Below are 17,691 nucleotides of genomic sequence, written 5' to 3' on the forward strand. Positions count from 1 at the left end.
CGGTCCACCAGGGCACGGGCCAAGACGGCCGTGGATGCGGCAGCTTGACTGTCCCGGTCCACCCCGATGCGGGCCGGGACGGTCACGCCCGCCGCCCTAGCCGACCGGCTGCTCTTCCCGGTCCGCCTCCGTGCGGGTCGAGACGGTCGGCAGTTCCGCACGGCCCGGCGCGGCGCTGGTCGACGCCGTGCTGTTCGAGGCCGTGCTGGTCGAAGCTGCAGACAGCTCGGCCGACCCTCCCTCGGCCTTGTCCCCGATCACCGACATCGCCTGCTTCACGATCTTCAGCACGGCCTGCGCGCCCTCGACCAGCTTGATCAGGTTCTCGCCGCTGGCCAGCAGTTCACCGAGCTTGGCCGCGATCTGGGCACCGCACTCCACGGCGATCTGCACGCACTGCGGGATCGCCACGGCGATGCTCTGCCCGAACGTCGCGGCCGCCGCGGCGATCGCCTGGGTCATGATCGGCACGATCTTGCCGACCGCCTCGGTGATCAGTCGCGTCACCTCGGCGACGACCTGCGCGACCACCTCGCCCGCCTTGATCAGCGCGGTGGCGTTGGTGAGCGCCGTCTCGGCAACGGACAGCACGCCGTCGACGAGTTCCTTGCCGGTCTTGGCGTACTCGGCCGCGCTGGCGCCGGTCCAGCTGTCGGTCTCGCTGCCCGCCTTCGCGCCGTACTCGCCGGCCAGCGTGGTCGCGGACTTGCTCGCGTTCTGGAACTCGCCCGCGCCCTGTTGCACGCCGTCCGGGTTGCCGCGCAACTGGTTCAGCGGCTCCTCCAGGAACGAGATCATCGGCGTGAGGAAGCCGACGCCCGCGCTGTCCAGTGCCTGCAACGGTTTCCCGTTCGACCCCAGCTCGCTCATCTGGGCCTTGGGCGTGGCGGCGAGGTCGGACGACAGCCACTCGTCGCCCGCGATGGCGTTCGTGGTGGTGCGGAGTTCGTTCAGCAGCGCGGCGATCGTGCCCGCGTCCGTCGCGGTGGCGGTCATCGGCCGGCCCCCGTGATACTCTCGGCGTTGCGTTCGTCGGTGCGCTGGTAGTTCTCGGCGGTGCGCCGCATGCCCTCCCCGACCTTGTCCATTGTGGACGCGACGTGCGCGAAGGCGCCCATCGTCTCCCCCATCGGGCCGCTCAGGCCGGCGGTGAGGAACTGCGCGAACGAGCCGAGCGAGGACTGGCCGAGCTGGTCGGGCAGCCGGGTTCCGGTCTCGGACAGCTGGTCGGCGTACCCGGTCAACGTCGTGGCGTGGCGGCGCAACTGCTCGTGGTCGGCGGTGAAACTCATCGCACGGCCTCCGGCAGATGCCTCGTGATCTGGTGCAATGCGTCGCTCTCGCCGAGATAGTCCGCCATCACCTCGGTCATCCGCGCGCTCGCCAGCCGTTGCGCCTCCCGCGCGGTGCTGACGATCAGCATCGCGAGCGTGTCGACGTCGAGCTTGCGCGCCGCCGGCGTCAGCATGACGTCACCGAGCACGCCGCCCGCGTTCACGGTCACGGTCACCTCACCGCGTGGCGACGTCGCCCTGGCGCCGACCTCGGCCAGGCTCGCGCTCGCCGACCGTGCGCTGTAGGCGACGCGCTCCAGGCGTTCCTGGTAGTCCGCCAGCCACTGTGCTGGATCCACTTCTCCCCCTCTTCTAGGCTCGCGCGACCGCGGCGAGCTCACCGATCAGCCGGACCAGGTCGTGATGCCGCAACGGGTTGACGCTGACCCAGCCGTCCTCGCCCGCGTCGACCCTGACCCGTCCGCCCGCACTGTCCAACCAGGACACTTCCTGCCGCTGCCCGCCCCTGATCACGCCCGCCTGGCCCTGCCCGGTGACCTCCAGGTCGAGTCCGGCGCCGGGCGGCAGGGTGATCGGCATGAGCTGCGCGGGTCTCGACTCCGGGATCAACGCCACCAGCTCGTCGCCGACCGTCTCCGCCTCGACGTGCGTGACCCGGACCGTGCTTTCGGACTGCGTGCACACCAGCGCGTCGTCGCCGTAGACCATCGCGACCGCACCCGTTCCCGGCACGACGAGGTCGACCACCGCCGTGTGCTCGTGCAGCGCGGTCACCAGTGCGGCGGCCATGCCGGTCGGGCCGTGCGGTGCCGCCAGTCCGCGTGCCTGCAACCCGTGGCCCGCCTCGGCGAGCAGCGTCGCGCGTTCGTCCGCGAGCCTGCCGAACGACGGCACCCGCAACGGGAACGGCCAGCGCACCCCGGCGTGCGTGGCGAGCAGGTCCATCTCCACGAGATCGAACGCGATCATCGCCCCGCCTTGCGCGCCTGGTCGGCGTCGGTCTCGGTGTAGGTGGTCCTGATCTCCGCGAGCATCTGCCGGAACTCGCGCACCTCGCGTTCAGCTGCGCTCACCTCACCCGCGAGCCCCGACCCGGCGTCCTTCAGCCGCCGCGACAGCTCCTGGGCGGGCGGCGCGGTGCCGAGCAACGGCGTCCGCTCCGCCAGCCTGCTCGCCGTCGACACCAGGTCGCCGGTCAACTCGGCCAGCCTCGTCAGCGTCTTCACCCGGTCCTGCAACTGGTCGGGCGAGACCTCGTAGCCGGTCACTGGTCCTCCCCGATGACCGCCGGAGACACGCGCTCGGTCACCGCGAACAGGTCGTGGTCGAGCGTCGGCATCTGGTTCTCGTGCTGTTCGTCCTCGTCCTTGCGAGCCCCTCCCGGCGGCGGCGCGCCCATCGCGTTGTTCTGGGCCGGCGTTCTCGGGTCGGCGGTGAGCGTTCCGGTCGCGGCGATCCCGCCGTGCTGGCCGAACATCACCCCCGCCCGCATGCCCGGAGTGAGCTGCTGGCTGACCGGGGTGGCGGCGCCGATCACCGGGCCACGGGTCGTGGCCACCGAGCCGCCGCCACCGCCTCCGCCCACGAGGCGTTGCCACGGCACGCCACCTGAACTGGGCGTCTTCACCTGGGCCGTGGCCGCCGCACGGGGCGTGGAAGCGGCCTGCGGGATGTTGCCGCGGGCGTCGTCGATGAGGCGGCCGCTGCCGTTGAGGCTGGACTCGTAGGTCTGCATCGCCCGGATCGCCTGGGCCTTCTGCTGGTCGGCAGAGGCGGCGCCGAAGTAGAAGTAGAAGCCCGAGGTGGCTCCGGCGGGCATGGTCGGAGCGCTCGGCAGGGCCATCGGCGCGGGTGCGCTGGGCAGTGAGAACGGCGCGGGAGCCGTCGGGAGCGCGAACGGGGCGGGAGCCGTCGGCAACCCCAACGGCGCAGGCGCACTCGGCAGCGCGAACGACGCCGGCGCGTTGGGCAGCCCCGCGAACGCCGGCATCGTCGTCCCGGGAGCCGGTGGCGGCGGCATCGCGGCACGGGCCGCGGCCAGCGCGTCGGCCGAGTCCTGCGCGGCCTTCTGCCCGGCCACCGCCAGTTCGCTGATCTTCTCGACCCGCTCGGCCAGCGCCCCCAGCCGAGCCGCGGCCTCCTCCGCGGCAGCCCCGGCCCACCCGTCGACCAACGCGGCCCGCTGCTCCCGGAGCACCTCGGCGTGCGCGTCCAACGCCGCGCGGTGCCGCGTCCACTCCTCGGCGACGGTGCTCACGTCCGCGACATCAGCGTCCTGCCACAGCATCCGGTGCAACTCTTCATGGCTGTACGCCTCCCAGTTGATGCCTGACACCCCTGGTTCCCCCTTCGTCCCGGCAAACGATCACACCGGGACCAAACGAGGGAACAGGCCAGACGACCGGCCACTTGTGGCCGGTCCACCTGATCAGCGCAAACGCGCGAAATGCTCCTGCAGGCGCGCGTGCCGGAACTGGTAGACCGCACCAGCCCGCCGCAGCACGCCACGCCGATAGGCGTCGTCCAGGAACGCCGGCAACCCCCACGGCAGCTTCCCGGTCAACGGCAACCAGACGCGCGCGAACACCACCCACTGCCCCCACGCGGTCAGGCTCAGCACGTACGCCAGCCCGCCGCCGACGCCGCCGACGAGCCCGAGCGCCAGAGCCGTCGTCGGGCTCCACAGCACCTCGAACCGCAACGCCGTCAGCCCGCTCGCGACGATCCCGGTGGCCCCCGCGACGAACACCGCGAACACCGGCACCATCGCCGCGACGAGTCCGAGCACCGCGCGCCGGTTCGCCTCCAGCAACCCGTCGGGACTGCCCGCCGACCGCACGTCCAGCGGCGCCTCCATCGCGGCGACCACGGCGAACACCAACGCGGCGCCGAGCCCGAACACCAGGCCGAACACCCCGATGTCCACCAGCACCCCTGGCGACCACGGAACGTCCGGCGTGACCAGCCAGAACGCCATCGCGCGCACCAGCCCGTAGGCGGCACCGACCGCCCCGCCGAACGCCAGCCCGAGCAGCGCCCGCGACCACACCCGCCGCCCAGCCCTGCCACGCAACCGCAGCCTCGTCCGCACGGGTTCGAGCGGCGTCCTGCGCACCACGTACCGGTGCGCCGCCCCGAACAACACTCCTGTGACCAGCCCGATCATCACCGCGAACAGCAGTCCCCTGGCGGTCAGCCCGCCGACCAGGATCGTCTCCAGCCCCAGATCGGCCACCCCGACCGCGAGCCCGACGCTCAGCCCGGTCACCACCGAAGACGTGCCGAACTGCCACCACGCCACGTCGTGCGTCCCGAGCCTGGTCAGGTGATCGGCGAGATGACCGAGCCAAGGCTGCACACGATCTGCATGCACCCCGTACACAGCCGGTACGAAGCTGCTGAGCAGGTGGCGCTCGATCTCGTCGGGCTCGTGCAGGTCCAGCAACGCGGCCGGATCGTGGTCAGGGGTGTCGCTGTAGATCCGCCGTGCGAGCGCCACCATCAACGGCGTCGTCAGCACCTCGGCGAGCGGCCCGCCGTTGCGCACCTCGTCGAGAACGGGCTTCCATACGTTGCCGCCCGGCCCGGTCTTGCGGGTGGTGCGCGGCAGGTAGTCGGCGAGGTCGTCGCACGTCAGGTCGGCGAGCACGACCGCGGCGGCCGACGTCAGCACGTCCGTGCCCTCGACCGCGTCGCGATACTCGTCCACCCGGCTGGTCAACAGCAACGGCAGAGTGGTGGTGTTCAACGCCGTGAGCGCGGGCCGATGCAGTCCGGTCGCGATCTCGTCGAAGCCGTCCAGGACCGGCAGCACCCGTTGCGAGTCGACCAGCGCCGCCGCCAGCGTCCCGCCGCTCGGGCCGGGAGCCGCGAGGAACGGGTGATCGCGCGTGAGCTGGTCGGCGAGCCAGTCGCGCAGACCGGCCCGTTCGGGATGCCACGCCCCGAGGCTGAAGATGACCGGCACCGGATCGGCCGGGTTCCGCGCGCCGAGCAGGTCCAGCACGAACCGCGTCGTCAGCACCGTCTTGCCGGACCCGGCCCGGCCCAGCACCACCAGCCGCCGCGACCCGACCCCGCGATACACCTCGACGACCTGGTCCAGCCGTCCCGCGAGGGCGGCCTCGCCGCCGATGTTGAGCCAGCTGTCCATCAACGGCGCGGGCGCCGCGTCCCACCGCACCGGCAGCGGCACCGGGTCGTGGATCTGCCGTTGCTCCTCCTCGCGCCGCCACCGCGCCTCGATCGCGACCTTCAACGTCTCGACGGCCTCGTGCAGCGGATCGAACCGCACGGGCTCCACGGCGGCCACGGGTTCGTCGCGCCCGGCGGCGGAGAACAGCTCCGTGCGTTCGGCGCCGGTGAGTTCCAATGCGTCGGCCAACGCGCGCACGGTGCCCATGCGTGGATCGGTCCGCTCGCCGGTCTCCAGCCCACGTACCGTGCGAATGCCCACGGCAGCGCGCTGAGCGAGCGCCTCCTGGCTCAAGCCCGCTCGCTGCCGCCACTGACGCAGCAGTAAGCCGAACTGGCTCGCCACAACCGCCCCCTCGTCCTGATGATCAGCAGGGTACCGAGACGGTCGTGTCTCGTGGCCGATCCCATCCGGTTGGAGGAAGATCGCGGATGTGCTGACCGAGTGGCTCCACACCGTTCCACCGCTGCTGGTCTACGTCGTCGTAGGCCTGGTGGTCGGTGTCGAGAGCATGGGGATCCCGCTGCCGGGCGAGGTCGTGCTCGTCGCGGCGGCGCTGATGGCCTCACACCACGACGGCATCTCGCCGCTGTGGGTCGGCATCGCGGCGTCGGCCGGGGCGATCATCGGCGACAGCATCGGGTACGCGCTGGGCAAGCGGTACGGGCAGCGGATCTTCGGCTGGGCGGGTGAGAAGTTCCCCGGCCACTTCAGTCCGGACAAGGTCGGCCGCGCCCAGGCGCTGTTCGAGCGCTACGGCGCCTGGGCGGTCTTCTTCGGCCGGTTCGTGGCGTTGCTGCGGATCCTGTCCGGTCCGCTCGCGGCCACGATGGGCATGCACTACGGGAAGTTCCTGCTGGCCAACGCGGCTGGCGGCATCGCGTGGGCCGGCGGCACGACAGCGGCTGTCTACTTCGTGGGAGAAGCCGCCGAGCACTACCTCGCGGAGTTCTCGTGGATCGCGCTCGTCGTGGTGCTGCTCGCGGTCATCGGGTTCAGCGTCCGAGGCCGGCTCCGCCGTTCACCCCGATGACCTGCGCGGTGACGTGCCCCGCCTCCGGTGAGGTCAGGAACGCGATCGTGGCGGCCACGTCGGCCGGGGTGCCCGCGCGGCCGTTCGCCGGGTTGCCCACGAGCTTCTTGCGCCGTTCCTCGCTGAGGGTGCCGCCGAAGAACTCGGTGTCCTCGACGACACCCGGCGACACGACGTTGACCGTGATCCCCCTTGCCCCCAGCGCGAACGCGAGGTCCGCCGTCCACGCCTCCACCGCGGACTTCGCCGCGCCGTAGGCACCCGAACCCCGCCTGCCCGCGATCGAGCCGAGCGTCACCACCCGCGCGTTGTCGGCCAGGCGCGGTTCCAGCGCGGTCGTCACGAGGACGGCGCTGACCACGTTGGACTCGTAGTTCGCGAGCCACAGGTTCCGCACGTCGGTGAGGTTCTGCGGCGCGGGCAGGCGGCGGGTCATGTTGCCGCCCGCGTTGTTCACGAGGACGTCCACTGAGGACGGCAGGTCGTTCAACGCGGCCTCGACCGACTCGGGGTCCGCCGCGTCGAACACGACCGCCCGTGCGCCGATCTCCCCCGCCGTCGCCTTGAGCACGTCCTCGCGCCTGCCCGTGATCACCACGTCCAGGCCCTGCTCGGCGAGCCGGGCGGCCACCGCCCTGCCGATGCCGGTGCCGCCACCGGTCACCACTGCTGTTCGTGTCATGCGACCTTTGATAACAGGGGAATACATGCAGGTCGATCGGCCTGTTAGCCCATCGGGGTTCACGTCTGTGACTAGGCTGCTCAGACCCGACTCCACTGGGGAGAATTCGATGGAAACCCATGTTCTGGAAACCGGCGGCGCGGCCATCACCTACGACGTGAGCGGCGAAGGCGGCCGTCCGTTGATGATGATCGGCCAGCCGATGGACGCGAGCGGCTTCGTGGCGTTGCGCGAGCAGTTCCCCGACCGCACGGTGATCACCTACGACCCGCGCGGGCTCGGCCGCAGCACCCGTTCGGACGGTCGCACGGACAACACACCCGAAACCCAGGCGGCGGACGTGCACGCGGTGATCGAGGCCGTGGGCGGTCCGGTCGACCTGTTCGCGTCCAGCGGTGGCGCGGTCACGGCGCTGGAACTGGTGGCGGCCTACCCGGACGACGTCGTCACGCTCGTCGCGCACGAGCCGCCGATCATCGACGTGCTGCCCGACGCACCCGCCGCGCGCAAGGCCCGTGACGGGTTCATGAACGCGTACCAGGCCGGCGGCGGGGGCGCGGGCATGGCCGCGTTCATCCAGATGAGCTCGTGGCAGGGTGAGTACACCGACGAGTACTTCGCGCTGCCGCTGCCGGATCCCGCGCAGTTCGGGATGCCGGCCGAGGACGACGGCAAGCGCGACGACCCGTTGCTCGGGACCGCCTCGCTCGCCATCACCGACTACTACCCGCGCGTGCAGGCGCTGGCCGCCGCGCCCACTCGCATCGTGATCGCCGTGGGCGAGGAGACGGGCGACGCGTTCACCGGACGCACGGCCGTCCACACGGCACGCCTGCTCGGCCAGGAAGCCACCGTGTTCCCCAGCCACCACGGCGGTTTCATCGGCGGCGAGTTCGGTTACGCGGGCAAGCCGGAGGAGTTCGGCGTCAAGCTGCGCGAGGTGCTCGGCTGAGGATGACCTCGGCGGCCTTCGCGGCGCCGCCGCCGTGAGCGATGGCGGCACGCATCCGGTCGAGGTTCCGCCGGATCGTGCCGCTGGCCGCCACCCGTTCGACGGCCGCCCGCAGGCCGGCGTGGTCGTCGACCCGTTCGCCCAGGCCGAGTTCGGTCACGCGGTCGGCGTTCGCGGCCTGTTCCGGCGTCTGCGGCACGACGACCAGCGGCACGCCCTGGTGCAGCGCCTCCATCGTGGAGTTCATGCCGCCGTGGCTGATGAACGCCTTGGCGTGCTTCAACACGGCGGGCTGCGGGAACCACGGCTGAACGTCGATGTCGTTCGTGCCTTCCACGTCCTTGGCGGTCATCGCGACCTGCCAGGCGCCGTCGTCGAACTGCTCGGCGCAGGCCCGGTAGAAACCGGCATCGCTCATGATCGAGCCGAGCGAGACGAACAGCAGCGGCACGTCGTCACGGCGTGGTGACCACTCCTCGTCCAGCCGGCTGCCGAGCACCGGGCCGACGAAGTGGAACGACTCGTCGAACGTCTCCGCGTGAGGCTGGAACTCGCGCGGCACGAACACGATGCTGCACGCCTCGGGTGCCTCGATCGTGCTTGGGATGTCGAGTTCCACGTCGTACCGGCTGGTGAACTCCGCGAGGTCGTCGGCGACATGTCGCGCCAGGCTCGCGTCCATGAGGTTGTAATGCGCGTTGGATGCCGTGTGCGGCACCGTGCGCACAGCCTGTACACCGAGTGCGTGCGCGATCAGCCTTGCCGGCCAGTTCGTGGAGTCGTAGCAGATCAGATCGGGTTCGGCCGTCTGGCAGTGGTCGAGCAGGACCGGGTAGGTCGCGCTCATCGCCCGGAAGTAGTGCGGAAACCACTCGTCGATCGGGTTGGCGGTGACGGGCCGGAAGTCGGGCAGCGCGGGGAGTTCCACCCACCGCGCGCCCGCTCCGATCACCGCCTCGGCGTGCTCGGCGCCGGTCGCGTAGCCGACCTCGGCGCCGCGTCTGGTCAGCTCCTCGACGACCGCGAGGGTCGGCGTGACGTGTCCATGGCCTGCGAGCGTGACGAACAAGATCCCCATTGGCCTGATCCTGCCGAACGGGGTCAAGCGGTTTATCGCAGGAAGGCCTCGATCACCTCGGCCACCCGCAGCCCGCTGGCGAAGTCCGCCAGGTCACGCGGGTGCTCGCCGCGCACGGCCTGCGCGAACAGCGTGAGCCGCGAGTAGTCGGACCCGGTCTGCTCCAGCGGCACGGGTTCCCACGCACCACCGTCCGAAGTGGACAGCAGGGCCCACTGGTCGAGGCGCAGCGACCGTTCGGTGCCCCACGCGGTCCACTCGTAGATCTCGGGCCCGGCCAGTCCGGAGAACGCCGACACGTGCACCGGCACGCCGCTGCCCCGCAGCACACCGCGTGCCGCCACCTCGGCCGCACCGGGCTCGGGGAAGTCCGACGACACCGACTCGACCGTGAGCGGCCCGAGCATCCGGTCCGTCAGATAGACGAAGTGCGACAACACCTCGCGGACGAACCCGCCCTGCTCCGACCGCGACAGCCAGGTCGCCTCCGCCTGGAACGCCCTGGGCCAGCGCGGGAACTGCAGCCGGATCTCCACGCCCCGCAGCGTGCCCAGTTCGGGCAGCCGTCGTTCGATCTCGACCGTCGCCACCATGTCGGACAACGCGAAGTTCACCGCGTTCGGCCGTCCTCGGGCGGCTTCGGCCATCGCGCGGGCCTCGGCGAGGTCGACGGCGAGGGGCTTCTCGCAGAACACCGCCTTGCCGGCCTGGAACGCCTTGGTCGTCAGCTCGGCGTGCGACGCGGGTGGCGTCGAGACGTACACCGCGTCCACATCGGACAGCACGTCGTCCAGGTTCGTGACGACCGGGACGTCGAGCGTGCGGGGTGCGACGTCGACGCCCGCGACCACGGTGAAGTCGGGATGTGCCAGCGCCGCCGTCAGCATCCGGGTGCCCATGGCTCCCAGGCCGACGACGGCGAGGCGAATCGGATCAGCGATCATGCGCCTATTCTGCAGGTGCCCAGGCCTTCGACAGCTTCACCCGGCCGCCGGTCTGCAGCAACGAGCCGGTGTAGAGCCGTGACGCGACCAGCAGGATCACCACGACGGTCACCGCGAGGATGCCGAGGGACAGGATCGCCTCCCACGCCGCGGCCTGTTCGGAGAACAACCGCACCGGCATCGCGACGCCGGCCGTGAAGGGCACGAACGACATCCACTTGAGCACGACGGGGTTCTCGTAGAAGAACTGCACGCCGAAGTACGGTCCCATGACCGCGATCATGACCAGGCCCATCGTCGAGCCGAGGTCCTCCTGACGGCTGACGAGCGCGCCCGCCACGGCCCACATGGACGAGATCAGCACGAACCCGAGCATCAGGAACGGGATGAACCAGCCGAGCGCGGGCGCCACCACCCCCAGCAGTTCGCCGAGTCCCGCGACCCGCAACGCGATCGGTGCCGCGAGCGCCAGGACGACGACCTGGAGGAGCGTCAGGATCGTGTGCCCGAGGATCTTGCCGGCGAGCAGCGCCCGCACCGGCACGGTCGACACGAGGATCTCCACGATCCGCGTCTGCTTCTCGGTCACGGTGCTCTGCGCGATGGCCGCGCCGCCCATGCCGAACATCAGGAACACCAGCCCGAACACGATCACCGTGACGGATCGCTGGCCGGACGTCACCGCCGAGGCCTCGAGCAACTCCACCGGGGGCGACTCGACGAGCTGGCGGATCACGCTGTTGGGCGGGCTGTTGAGCGCGAGGACCTTGATCCCGGCGCCGTCCGGCACGATCGCGGCGTCGACGTCGTCAGCCCTGACCAGGTCGGCGGCCTCCTGGACGCTGCCTACCTCTTGCACGTCGAGTGCCTTGCCCTGCACCGCTTGCACGGCCGATCCGACGACGGCGACCTTGGGATCGTCGCCCCCGAACACGGTGGGCAGGATCGTGAGCGCGAACAACCCGACGACCGTGAAGAGGAAGCCGATCCAGAAGCCCTTGGTGCCGACCAGGGTCTTCATCTCACGTTCGGCGACGAGCCACGTCGCCTGGCTGAAGGAGGCGCGAGCCATGTCAGATCACTTCCCTGAAGATCTCGTCCAGCGTGGGCACGACCGGCGTGAACGAGCGGACCTCGCCGCGGTCCAGAGCCGCCCTGAGCACCTGCTGGGGTTCCGCCTCGAACACCGCGCGCGGCCCGTCGAGTTCCAGGATCCGGACGCCGGGCACGTCGCGCACCCAGCCCGCGTCCTCCTGCACGACGATCTCGTGCCGCTCGCCCGCGTGCCGGGCACGCAACTCCTCGCGTGACCCGTTGGCCACGATCCGTCCCTTTGAGATGATCACGACGTCGTCGCAGAGCCGTTCCACGATCGCCAGCTGGTGGCTGGAGAACAGCACCGGCACCCCGTTGGCAGCCCGCTTGCGCAGCACGTCCAGCACGGTCTCGACGGCGATCGGGTCGAGGCCGGAGAACGGCTCGTCGAGGATCAGCACCGCCGGGTCGTGCACCAGCGCCGCCGCGATCTGCACGCGCTGCTGGTTGCCGAGCGACAGCTCCTCGAGCCGGTCCCCGGCCCGGTCGGTCAGCTCCAGGTCCGCCAGCAGCGCGTCGGTGTTGCGCTGCGCGGTCTCGCGGTCCATGCCGTGCAACCGCGCCAGCCATGTGATCTGGTCGCGCACCTTCATCTTCGGGTAGAGCCCGCGCTCTTCCGGCATGTAACCGAAGTCGGGCCGGTTCTGCGGCCCGACCTCGGCCCCCTGCCAGCTCACCGCTCCCCCGTGGGCGGCGAGCACCCCCAGCACGATCCGCATGGTGGTCGTCTTGCCCGACCCGTTGGCGCCCAGGAAGCCCGTCATCCGGCCGGGCCGGACGTCGAAGCTCACCTCGTCGAGCACCTTGTGATCGCCGAAGCTCCGGCTGATCCCCCTGACAGTCAACATGGGGAGAACGGTAGGTCGTGGCGTTCAAGATCGCGTCCGCCGCGCGGCATCATCCTCGCGGAGGACCCCTTACGGGCTAACGTGCCCAGCATGACGACCTTCCGGCTGGCCGCCTACGCCGTGAGCATCGAGAACGACCGCGTGCTGCTCGTTCGTTGTACATCAGCGTTCGACGAGGGCCATTGGTCACTGCCCGGTGGCGCGGTGGAGCACGGCGAGGATCCGTTCGACGCCGTGGTCCGGGAGGTCGCCGAGGAGACCGGGTGCGACGGCGAGGTCGAACGTCTGCTGGGCGTGGACTCCCGGTTCATCCCCGCGGCCGAGCGGCACATGCCGGAGAAGGGGCCGCACCAGAACATCGGTGTCTTCTACCGCGTCCGGATCACCGGCGAGCCGCGGCCGGAGCCGAACGGGGCGACCGTCGATCCGGTGTGGACACCGCTGGCCGACGTCGCGGGTCTGCGCCGGGCGGCGCTGGTCGACGTCGGTCTCGCGCTCGCACTGGAAATGCCGCCGACCGGGCATGTCGCCGCGGTCCCGGTCGGCGGCTTGGTCCTGCACTAGCGGGCCGCGGCGGTGACTCCCAGCCGGTGCCCACCGGTATAGACGTTCATCGACGTTCCGCGCAGGAACCCGACCAGCGTCACGCCCATCTCCTCCGCCAGGTCGGCGGCGAGCGACGACGGCGCGGACACCGCCGTGAGCACCGGAATCCCGGCCATGACCGCCTTCTGCACCAGTTCGAACGACGCCCGGCCGCTCACCATCAGCACGGTGCCGGTCAGCGGCAGCCGTCCGCCGCGCGTGGCCCAGCCGACGACCTTGTCGACCGCGTTGTGCCGGCCGACGTCCTCGCGCAGGCAGAGGAGATTGCCCTGGGCGTCGAACAACCCGGCCGCGTGCAGGCCGCCGGTGCGGTCGAAGACCCGTTGCGCGGCACGGAGTTTCGTCGGGAACTCGGTGACCGTCTTCGGGTCGAGGCGGATCGGGTCGGCCGCGACCTGCCAGGACGCGGTGGTGCGCACGGCGTCCAGGCTCGCCTTGCCGCACAGGCCGCACGACGAGGTGGTGTAGAAGTTGCGTTCGATCGACGGGTCCGGCGGCGCGACGCCGTCCGCGAGCCCGACGTCGAGGACGTTGTAGGTGTTGCTCCCGTCCGCCGTGGCGCCCGCGCAGTAGCGGATCGACGCGATGTCGGACGGCGCGCGCACCACGCCCTCGCTGACCAGGAAGCCCGCGGCGAGGTCGAAGTCGTCACCCGGCGTGCGCATGGTCACGGCGAGGGACTTGCCCCGCACGCGGATCTCCAGGGGTTCCTCGACCGCCAGCGTGTCCGGCCGCACGGTGACCGCGTCGTCCACCAGCCGCACCACGCGCCGCCTGCTCGTCACTCGTCCCATGCCTTGCCTCCCAGCAGATCGCGACGCACTCGTCGAGCAGGCGCCGCAACACCTCGTCCCCCGACAGCGCCCTGACGGCCCTGGCCACGATCCAGTTGCGCGGCCACCACTTCGGCGCGACGATCCCGGCTCTGCGCGTGCAGTGCGCGACCAGACGTTCAGCGGGCGCCCTCCGCGTCCCGATCACCCTGGTGGCGAACGGCAGGAGCTTCCTGCGACCATCCTCTGTGGACTGATCGTTGACGCACCGCGCCACGCACGCCAGCACCGGGTGCACGCAGGCGGGCCGGTCCGACCACACCTCACCCGCGAGCACAGAAGTCAGCTCCATCAGGCAGCAGCCGTCCGCGGGCGTCTCGTGCCAGCCTTTCGAGAGCCGCGGCAGGCGGCTCACAGGCGGGGCCTTCCCGGTTGCGACAGGTGCCCGGTGAGCACCGCGCCCGCCAGCCCGAGCACGCCCGCCGCGATGAACGCGAACGCAGGTCCTTGTGACGCGAGGACGATCGCGGCGATCAACGCCCCGGCGGCTTTGGCGGTGTAGAGGACGCCGAAGTTCTGCGCGCCGTTCGTCTCGCCGAAGTACTCCCTGGTGAGGCCGACCAGCAACGAGTAACAGCACCCCGTTCCGAGGCCCGCGAGCGTGGCGCCGATGAGCAGCCCCGTGACGTTCTGGGAGTACAGCAACACGAACTGCGCCAGTCCGCCCGTCGCCAGCGTCCAGACCAGCGCCTTCCGCCGCCCGACCCGGTCGGAGATCCACCCGACCAGCACACGCCCGGTGCCCGTCGCCGCAGCCAGCGTCGCCAGCGCGACGGCCCCGAGCACCTCGTCGCCGACGAACAGCGGCAGATACGCCAGGTCGTAAAGAGACACGGCCGCCGCGAACGCCACACCGCCGTACAGCCACCAGAACGTGCCGCACCGCATTGCCTCGTGGGTCCGGAACTCCTTGAGAGCAGACCGGTTCGGCACTCGCGCGCGGTCGAGCGCCCACTCTCGTGGCGGGATGTGCGGCGGCCACCAGTGCTCGGGCGGATCCTTCATGACCGTGCCCGCCACCGCCACGACGACGGCGATCGCGATCCCGGCCTGCGTGAGAAAGCCGCCGCCGAAGAAGATCCCGGCAGCCAGCACGAACGGCACCGACCCGTACGCGAACGCGCCGCTGACGAACGCGACCTTCCTGGTCACGCGCTCCGGATACCAGCGGACGACCGTGCCGAGGCACGTCGCGTACACCAGCCCCGCGCCGACGCCGCCAAGAACGGCGTATCCGACCAACTGTCCCTGCCCGAGCGTCAGAAGCCCGGCGCCGCACAGGATCGCGCCGATCCACATCGCGCCGGCGGACGTCAGCCTCTTCTGCTCTCTGAGCCAGGCCACCGGAAACGCCGTGCCCGCCTGGCAGACGGTCCACAACGCCAGTGCCCAGAACAACTCCGGCACACTCCACCGGTCCTGCAACTGAGGGATCAGCGCCCCGAACCCGTACTGCCCGATGCCGGCCGCGAGCATCGCCGCCCAAGCGGCCCACAGCACCGTGCGGCGCGAGCGCCCCGACGCCTCGACGTCGGTCTCCCCCACCCGGTAGAGCCTGCCGACGTGATCACGGACGTAAGTCGCGACCGACATGCCCTTCACCCCGTCCCGAGGATTGCATACAGTATTCGGTAGGCTATACCACGGGAGCCCTGATGAACATGCCCTGGACGCTCGCCCGCCAGACGGCACGCGACGCCGCCAAGCCACTGGACGCGACCGAACTCGCCCTGCCCGACGCCCTGGGCCTGGCACTCGCCTCGGCCGTGCGGGCCCTCACCAGCCAGCCGACCTGCGACACCTCGGCCATGGACGGCTACGCGGTGGCGGGCCCCGGCCCGTGGACCGTCGTAGGGCGCGTGGCCGCCGGAGACCCGGTGCCCGCTCTGGCGCTGAGGCCCGGGGAGGCGTTCGGGGTGGCGACTGGCGCGCCGGTCCCGGACGGCTCCGAATCGGTGCTCCCGGTGGAGCGCTGCTCCACCGACGGCACACAGCTCAGGGAAGACCACACCGCCCCTGACGAGCGCGGCCGCCGGAACGACCCCACACCTCGCCGGCACAACGGCCCAGCCCCGGCCAACCGACACGACCACCCCGCGCGGGCCACCGGCTCTCACCAGCCCGAGCCTTCGCCACCCAGCGACCGAACCCTCAGATGGGAAGCCGACCCGTCCGGCAACCGCGCCGCCCGACGGGACGGCACTCCACTCGGCAGCCACGAGGCCTCCCCACCCGACGACCACCACGAGCCCCCGCCCCTGGGCAGACACATCCGCCGCCGAGGCGAGGACTGGTCAGCGGGCGACGAGCTGATCCCCGCCGGTTCCCTCATCTCCCCCGCCGTGGTGGGCCTCGCCGCCGCGGCAGGCCACGACACCCTCCTGGCCCACCGCCGCCCGAGGGTGGCCGTGATCGTCACCGGCGACGAACTCCTCCACACCGGCCCACCCAGGCCAGGCCGGGTCCGCGACGCCATCGGCCCGATGCTCCCCGGCCTGCTCACCAGAGCGGACCTGATCGGCACCACCCACCTGCGCGACGACGCGTCCGCCCTCGCAGAGGCCCTCACCTCGGACCAGGCCGACGTCCTCGTCACCTGCGGCGCCACCTCGGTGGGCCCGGCCGACCACCTGCGCACAGTGCTGTCCGGCCTCGACGCCGAGATCCTGGTCAGCGGCGTCGCCTGCCGACCGGGCCACCCGATGCTGCTCGCCGTCCTCCCCGACGGCCGCTGCGTCGTCGGCCTGCCCGGCAACCCGTTCGCCGCACTGGCCGCGGTACTGACCCTGCTCCACCCGCTGCTCGACACCCTCGGCGGCCACACGACTCGTCCGCCGATCACGGCCTGGCTGGGCGATGTGCCCGCTCACCCCCGCGACACCCGCCTGATCCCGGTCACCAGGTCCGGCAACACGGCCGTCCCCGTCGGCCACGACCGGCCCGGATCGCTCTGGGGCGCGGCACTGGCGGACGCACTCGCCGTCGTCCCGCCCGGTCATCAGGGCGGCGAGGTGGAGCTACTTGCGTGAACGCCAGCTGACCTTCGACGAACCGGTCTCGGGGGCGTCCTTCACGACGGTCCGCACCGGCAGTCCGAGGAAGTCGCCGAACCGCGCGGTGTGCTCGGCGAGCCGGTCGACGTCGAAGCCCGGCAGCGGCCGCAGTTCCACGTCCACCGAGGTCTTCTTCATGACCCGCCGCCACAGCCCGGCGATCTGACCGTCCTCGATGATCGTCGCGTAGAACATGCCGTTGTACGTGGAGATCGGGATCTCGTCGTACCGGGTGAAGTAGGCGCTCCGGTCCTTGTACCCGATCACCAGCTCGTCGTAGGCGGGCAGCACGAACGCGCCGGAGCCCGGCGTGAGGTCCGGTGGCAGCCAGTACTCCTTGCCATCGAACGTCTCGCACACCAGCTCGTGCTTCACCGCCTCCAGGCCGCGCGAGGCCTCGCGCACGCCGATGCCGCACCAGTTCGCGAAGTCCGCGAGCGTCGCCGGGCCGTGGCTGCCGAAGAACCGCGACGCCAGCACGGCCATCGCCTCGTCGCCCTCCAGGGAACGCTGCCGTGGCGCCCATTCGTCCAGCAGCACGAAGGTCTGTTCCTTGCCGCGCGGCGGTCCCGGCACCACCAGGCCCTCCTGAGCGAGGTGGATGAACGTGAAGTAGCTCTGCTGCCGGTCGTCCGGGATGCCGACGCCCGCCATCAGGTCGATCATCTCGCGCCGGGTGAGGCAACCGCCGCCGGTGAGCGCCTCCACGAACGTCTTGCGCGCCAGCGACATCAGCTCGGGCGTCATGTGGTGGTACTGCCAGGCCTTGGGCGTGAGCCTCGCGAGGTCGCGGGCACCGAACAGGCCCAGCATCCACCGGACGTCCTCGGCCAGGACGTAGTGGATCGTGCCGCGCATCAGCCACGTGCGGACCACACGTCCGGTCTGCAACGCTTCCTCGACGTCGGTGATCCTGGCATCCGCCGTGCGCAGGCCGATCGCCCACAGCGACTGGCCGTAGTCCTGGCCCTGCACGGCTCCGAGTGAGCGGACGACGTCCTCCGCCGACTGGAGCCGCCCGATGTTGCCGAGGCGCAGCGCCGCGATGTCCATCAGGACAGTCTGGCGGGCCGCGCT

General features: G+C 71.1%; 19 protein-coding genes. 4 read left to right on the top strand and 15 right to left on the bottom strand.

Going from position 1 to position 17,691, the window contains the following annotated elements:
- Positions 1-96: 96 nt before the first annotated feature.
- From SK854_RS42930 to SK854_RS42960, 7 genes are all read right to left on the bottom strand, one after another.
- Complete coding sequence (locus tag SK854_RS42930; RefSeq protein WP_319980922.1) at positions 97-996, bottom strand: hypothetical protein; 900 nt, start codon at positions 994-996, stop codon at positions 97-99.
- Complete coding sequence (locus SK854_RS42935; RefSeq protein ID WP_319980923.1) at positions 993-1,292, bottom strand: type VII secretion target; 300 nt, start codon at positions 1,290-1,292, stop codon at positions 993-995. The genes SK854_RS42930 and SK854_RS42935 overlap by 4 nt, the downstream gene beginning before the upstream one ends.
- The gene (locus tag SK854_RS42940) at positions 1,289-1,633 is read right to left on the bottom strand and encodes a YbaB/EbfC family nucleoid-associated protein (protein ID WP_319980924.1); all 345 of its coding nucleotides are present in this window, start codon (positions 1,631-1,633) and stop codon (positions 1,289-1,291) included. The genes SK854_RS42935 and SK854_RS42940 overlap by 4 nt, the downstream gene beginning before the upstream one ends.
- 13 nt (positions 1,634-1,646) lie before the next feature.
- Entirely contained in the window at positions 1,647-2,264 is a 618-nt protein-coding gene (locus tag SK854_RS42945; protein ID WP_319980925.1) for an ESX secretion-associated protein EspG, read from the bottom strand.
- Positions 2,261-2,563, bottom strand: a complete 303-nt coding sequence (locus SK854_RS42950; RefSeq protein WP_319980926.1) for a hypothetical protein — start codon at positions 2,561-2,563, stop codon at positions 2,261-2,263. Before SK854_RS42950 ends, SK854_RS42945 begins: the two co-directional genes overlap by 4 nt.
- Positions 2,560-3,630 (bottom strand): hypothetical protein, encoded by a 1,071-nt coding sequence (locus SK854_RS42955; RefSeq protein ID WP_319980927.1) that lies wholly within the window; start codon positions 3,628-3,630, stop codon positions 2,560-2,562. The genes SK854_RS42950 and SK854_RS42955 overlap by 4 nt, the downstream gene beginning before the upstream one ends.
- Before the next feature lie 93 nt (positions 3,631-3,723).
- Positions 3,724-5,835: an XRE family transcriptional regulator gene (locus SK854_RS42960; RefSeq protein WP_319980928.1), complete on the bottom strand. Its 2,112-nt coding sequence runs from the start codon at positions 5,833-5,835 to the stop codon at positions 3,724-3,726.
- An 88-nt stretch (positions 5,836-5,923) separates the two neighbouring features.
- Between SK854_RS42960 and SK854_RS42965 the strand changes: the two genes are divergently transcribed.
- Positions 5,924-6,523, top strand: a complete 600-nt coding sequence (locus tag SK854_RS42965; protein WP_319980929.1) for a DedA family protein — start codon at positions 5,924-5,926, stop codon at positions 6,521-6,523.
- On the opposite strand, the gene SK854_RS42970 is transcribed toward SK854_RS42965, so the two are convergent.
- A complete protein-coding gene (locus SK854_RS42970) occupies positions 6,486-7,205 on the bottom strand; it encodes an SDR family NAD(P)-dependent oxidoreductase (protein WP_319980930.1) in 720 nt (239 codons plus the stop codon). The two genes, SK854_RS42965 and SK854_RS42970, sit on opposite strands and share 38 nt — an antisense overlap.
- Before the next feature lie 109 nt (positions 7,206-7,314).
- On the opposite strand from SK854_RS42970, the gene SK854_RS42975 reads away from it, so the two are divergent.
- Positions 7,315-8,157, top strand: coding sequence for an alpha/beta hydrolase (locus tag SK854_RS42975; protein WP_319980931.1), 843 nt, complete (start codon positions 7,315-7,317; stop codon positions 8,155-8,157).
- Here the strand turns inward: SK854_RS42975 and SK854_RS42980 are convergent.
- The 4 genes from SK854_RS42980 to SK854_RS42995 are packed head-to-tail and all read right to left on the bottom strand — an operon-like array spanning position 8,132 to position 12,122.
- Positions 8,132-9,235, bottom strand: coding sequence for a macrolide family glycosyltransferase (locus SK854_RS42980; protein ID WP_319980932.1), 1,104 nt, complete (start codon positions 9,233-9,235; stop codon positions 8,132-8,134). The two genes, SK854_RS42975 and SK854_RS42980, sit on opposite strands and share 26 nt — an antisense overlap.
- Before the next feature lie 32 nt (positions 9,236-9,267).
- A complete protein-coding gene (locus SK854_RS42985) occupies positions 9,268-10,179 on the bottom strand; it encodes a Gfo/Idh/MocA family protein (protein ID WP_319980933.1) in 912 nt (303 codons plus the stop codon).
- 4 nt (positions 10,180-10,183) lie between these two features.
- A complete protein-coding gene (locus tag SK854_RS42990; protein WP_319980934.1) occupies positions 10,184-11,251 on the bottom strand; it encodes an ABC transporter permease in 1,068 nt (355 codons plus the stop codon).
- 1 nt (position 11,252) lies between these two features.
- Entirely contained in the window at positions 11,253-12,122 is an 870-nt protein-coding gene (locus SK854_RS42995) for an ABC transporter ATP-binding protein (RefSeq protein ID WP_319980935.1), read from the bottom strand.
- 90 nt (positions 12,123-12,212) lie between these two features.
- Here SK854_RS42995 and SK854_RS43000 point away from each other — a divergent pair, with 90 nt between their 5' ends.
- Positions 12,213-12,686, top strand: a complete 474-nt coding sequence (locus tag SK854_RS43000) for an NUDIX hydrolase (RefSeq protein WP_319980936.1) — start codon at positions 12,213-12,215, stop codon at positions 12,684-12,686.
- Here the strand turns inward: SK854_RS43000 and fdhD are convergent.
- Positions 12,683-13,522, bottom strand: coding sequence for a formate dehydrogenase accessory sulfurtransferase FdhD (fdhD, locus tag SK854_RS43005; RefSeq protein WP_319980937.1), 840 nt, complete (start codon positions 13,520-13,522; stop codon positions 12,683-12,685). The genes SK854_RS43000 and fdhD overlap by 4 nt on opposite strands.
- 390 nt (positions 13,523-13,912) lie before the next feature.
- A complete protein-coding gene (locus SK854_RS43010; protein ID WP_319980938.1) occupies positions 13,913-15,154 on the bottom strand; it encodes an MFS transporter in 1,242 nt (413 codons plus the stop codon).
- Between the two features lie 62 nt (positions 15,155-15,216).
- Between SK854_RS43010 and SK854_RS43015 the strand changes: the two genes are divergently transcribed.
- Entirely contained in the window at positions 15,217-16,590 is a 1,374-nt protein-coding gene (locus SK854_RS43015) for a molybdopterin molybdotransferase MoeA (RefSeq protein ID WP_319980939.1), read from the top strand.
- Here the strand turns inward: SK854_RS43015 and SK854_RS43020 are convergent.
- Positions 16,579-17,667, bottom strand: coding sequence for a winged helix DNA-binding domain-containing protein (locus SK854_RS43020; RefSeq protein WP_319980940.1), 1,089 nt, complete (start codon positions 17,665-17,667; stop codon positions 16,579-16,581). The genes SK854_RS43015 and SK854_RS43020 overlap by 12 nt on opposite strands.
- Between the last annotated feature and the right edge of the window lie 24 nt (positions 17,668-17,691).

The sequence above is a fragment of the Lentzea sokolovensis genome (genome assembly GCF_033949975.1).
In the GTDB taxonomy this organism is placed as follows: Bacteria; Actinomycetota; Actinomycetes; order Mycobacteriales; family Pseudonocardiaceae; genus Lentzea; species Lentzea sokolovensis.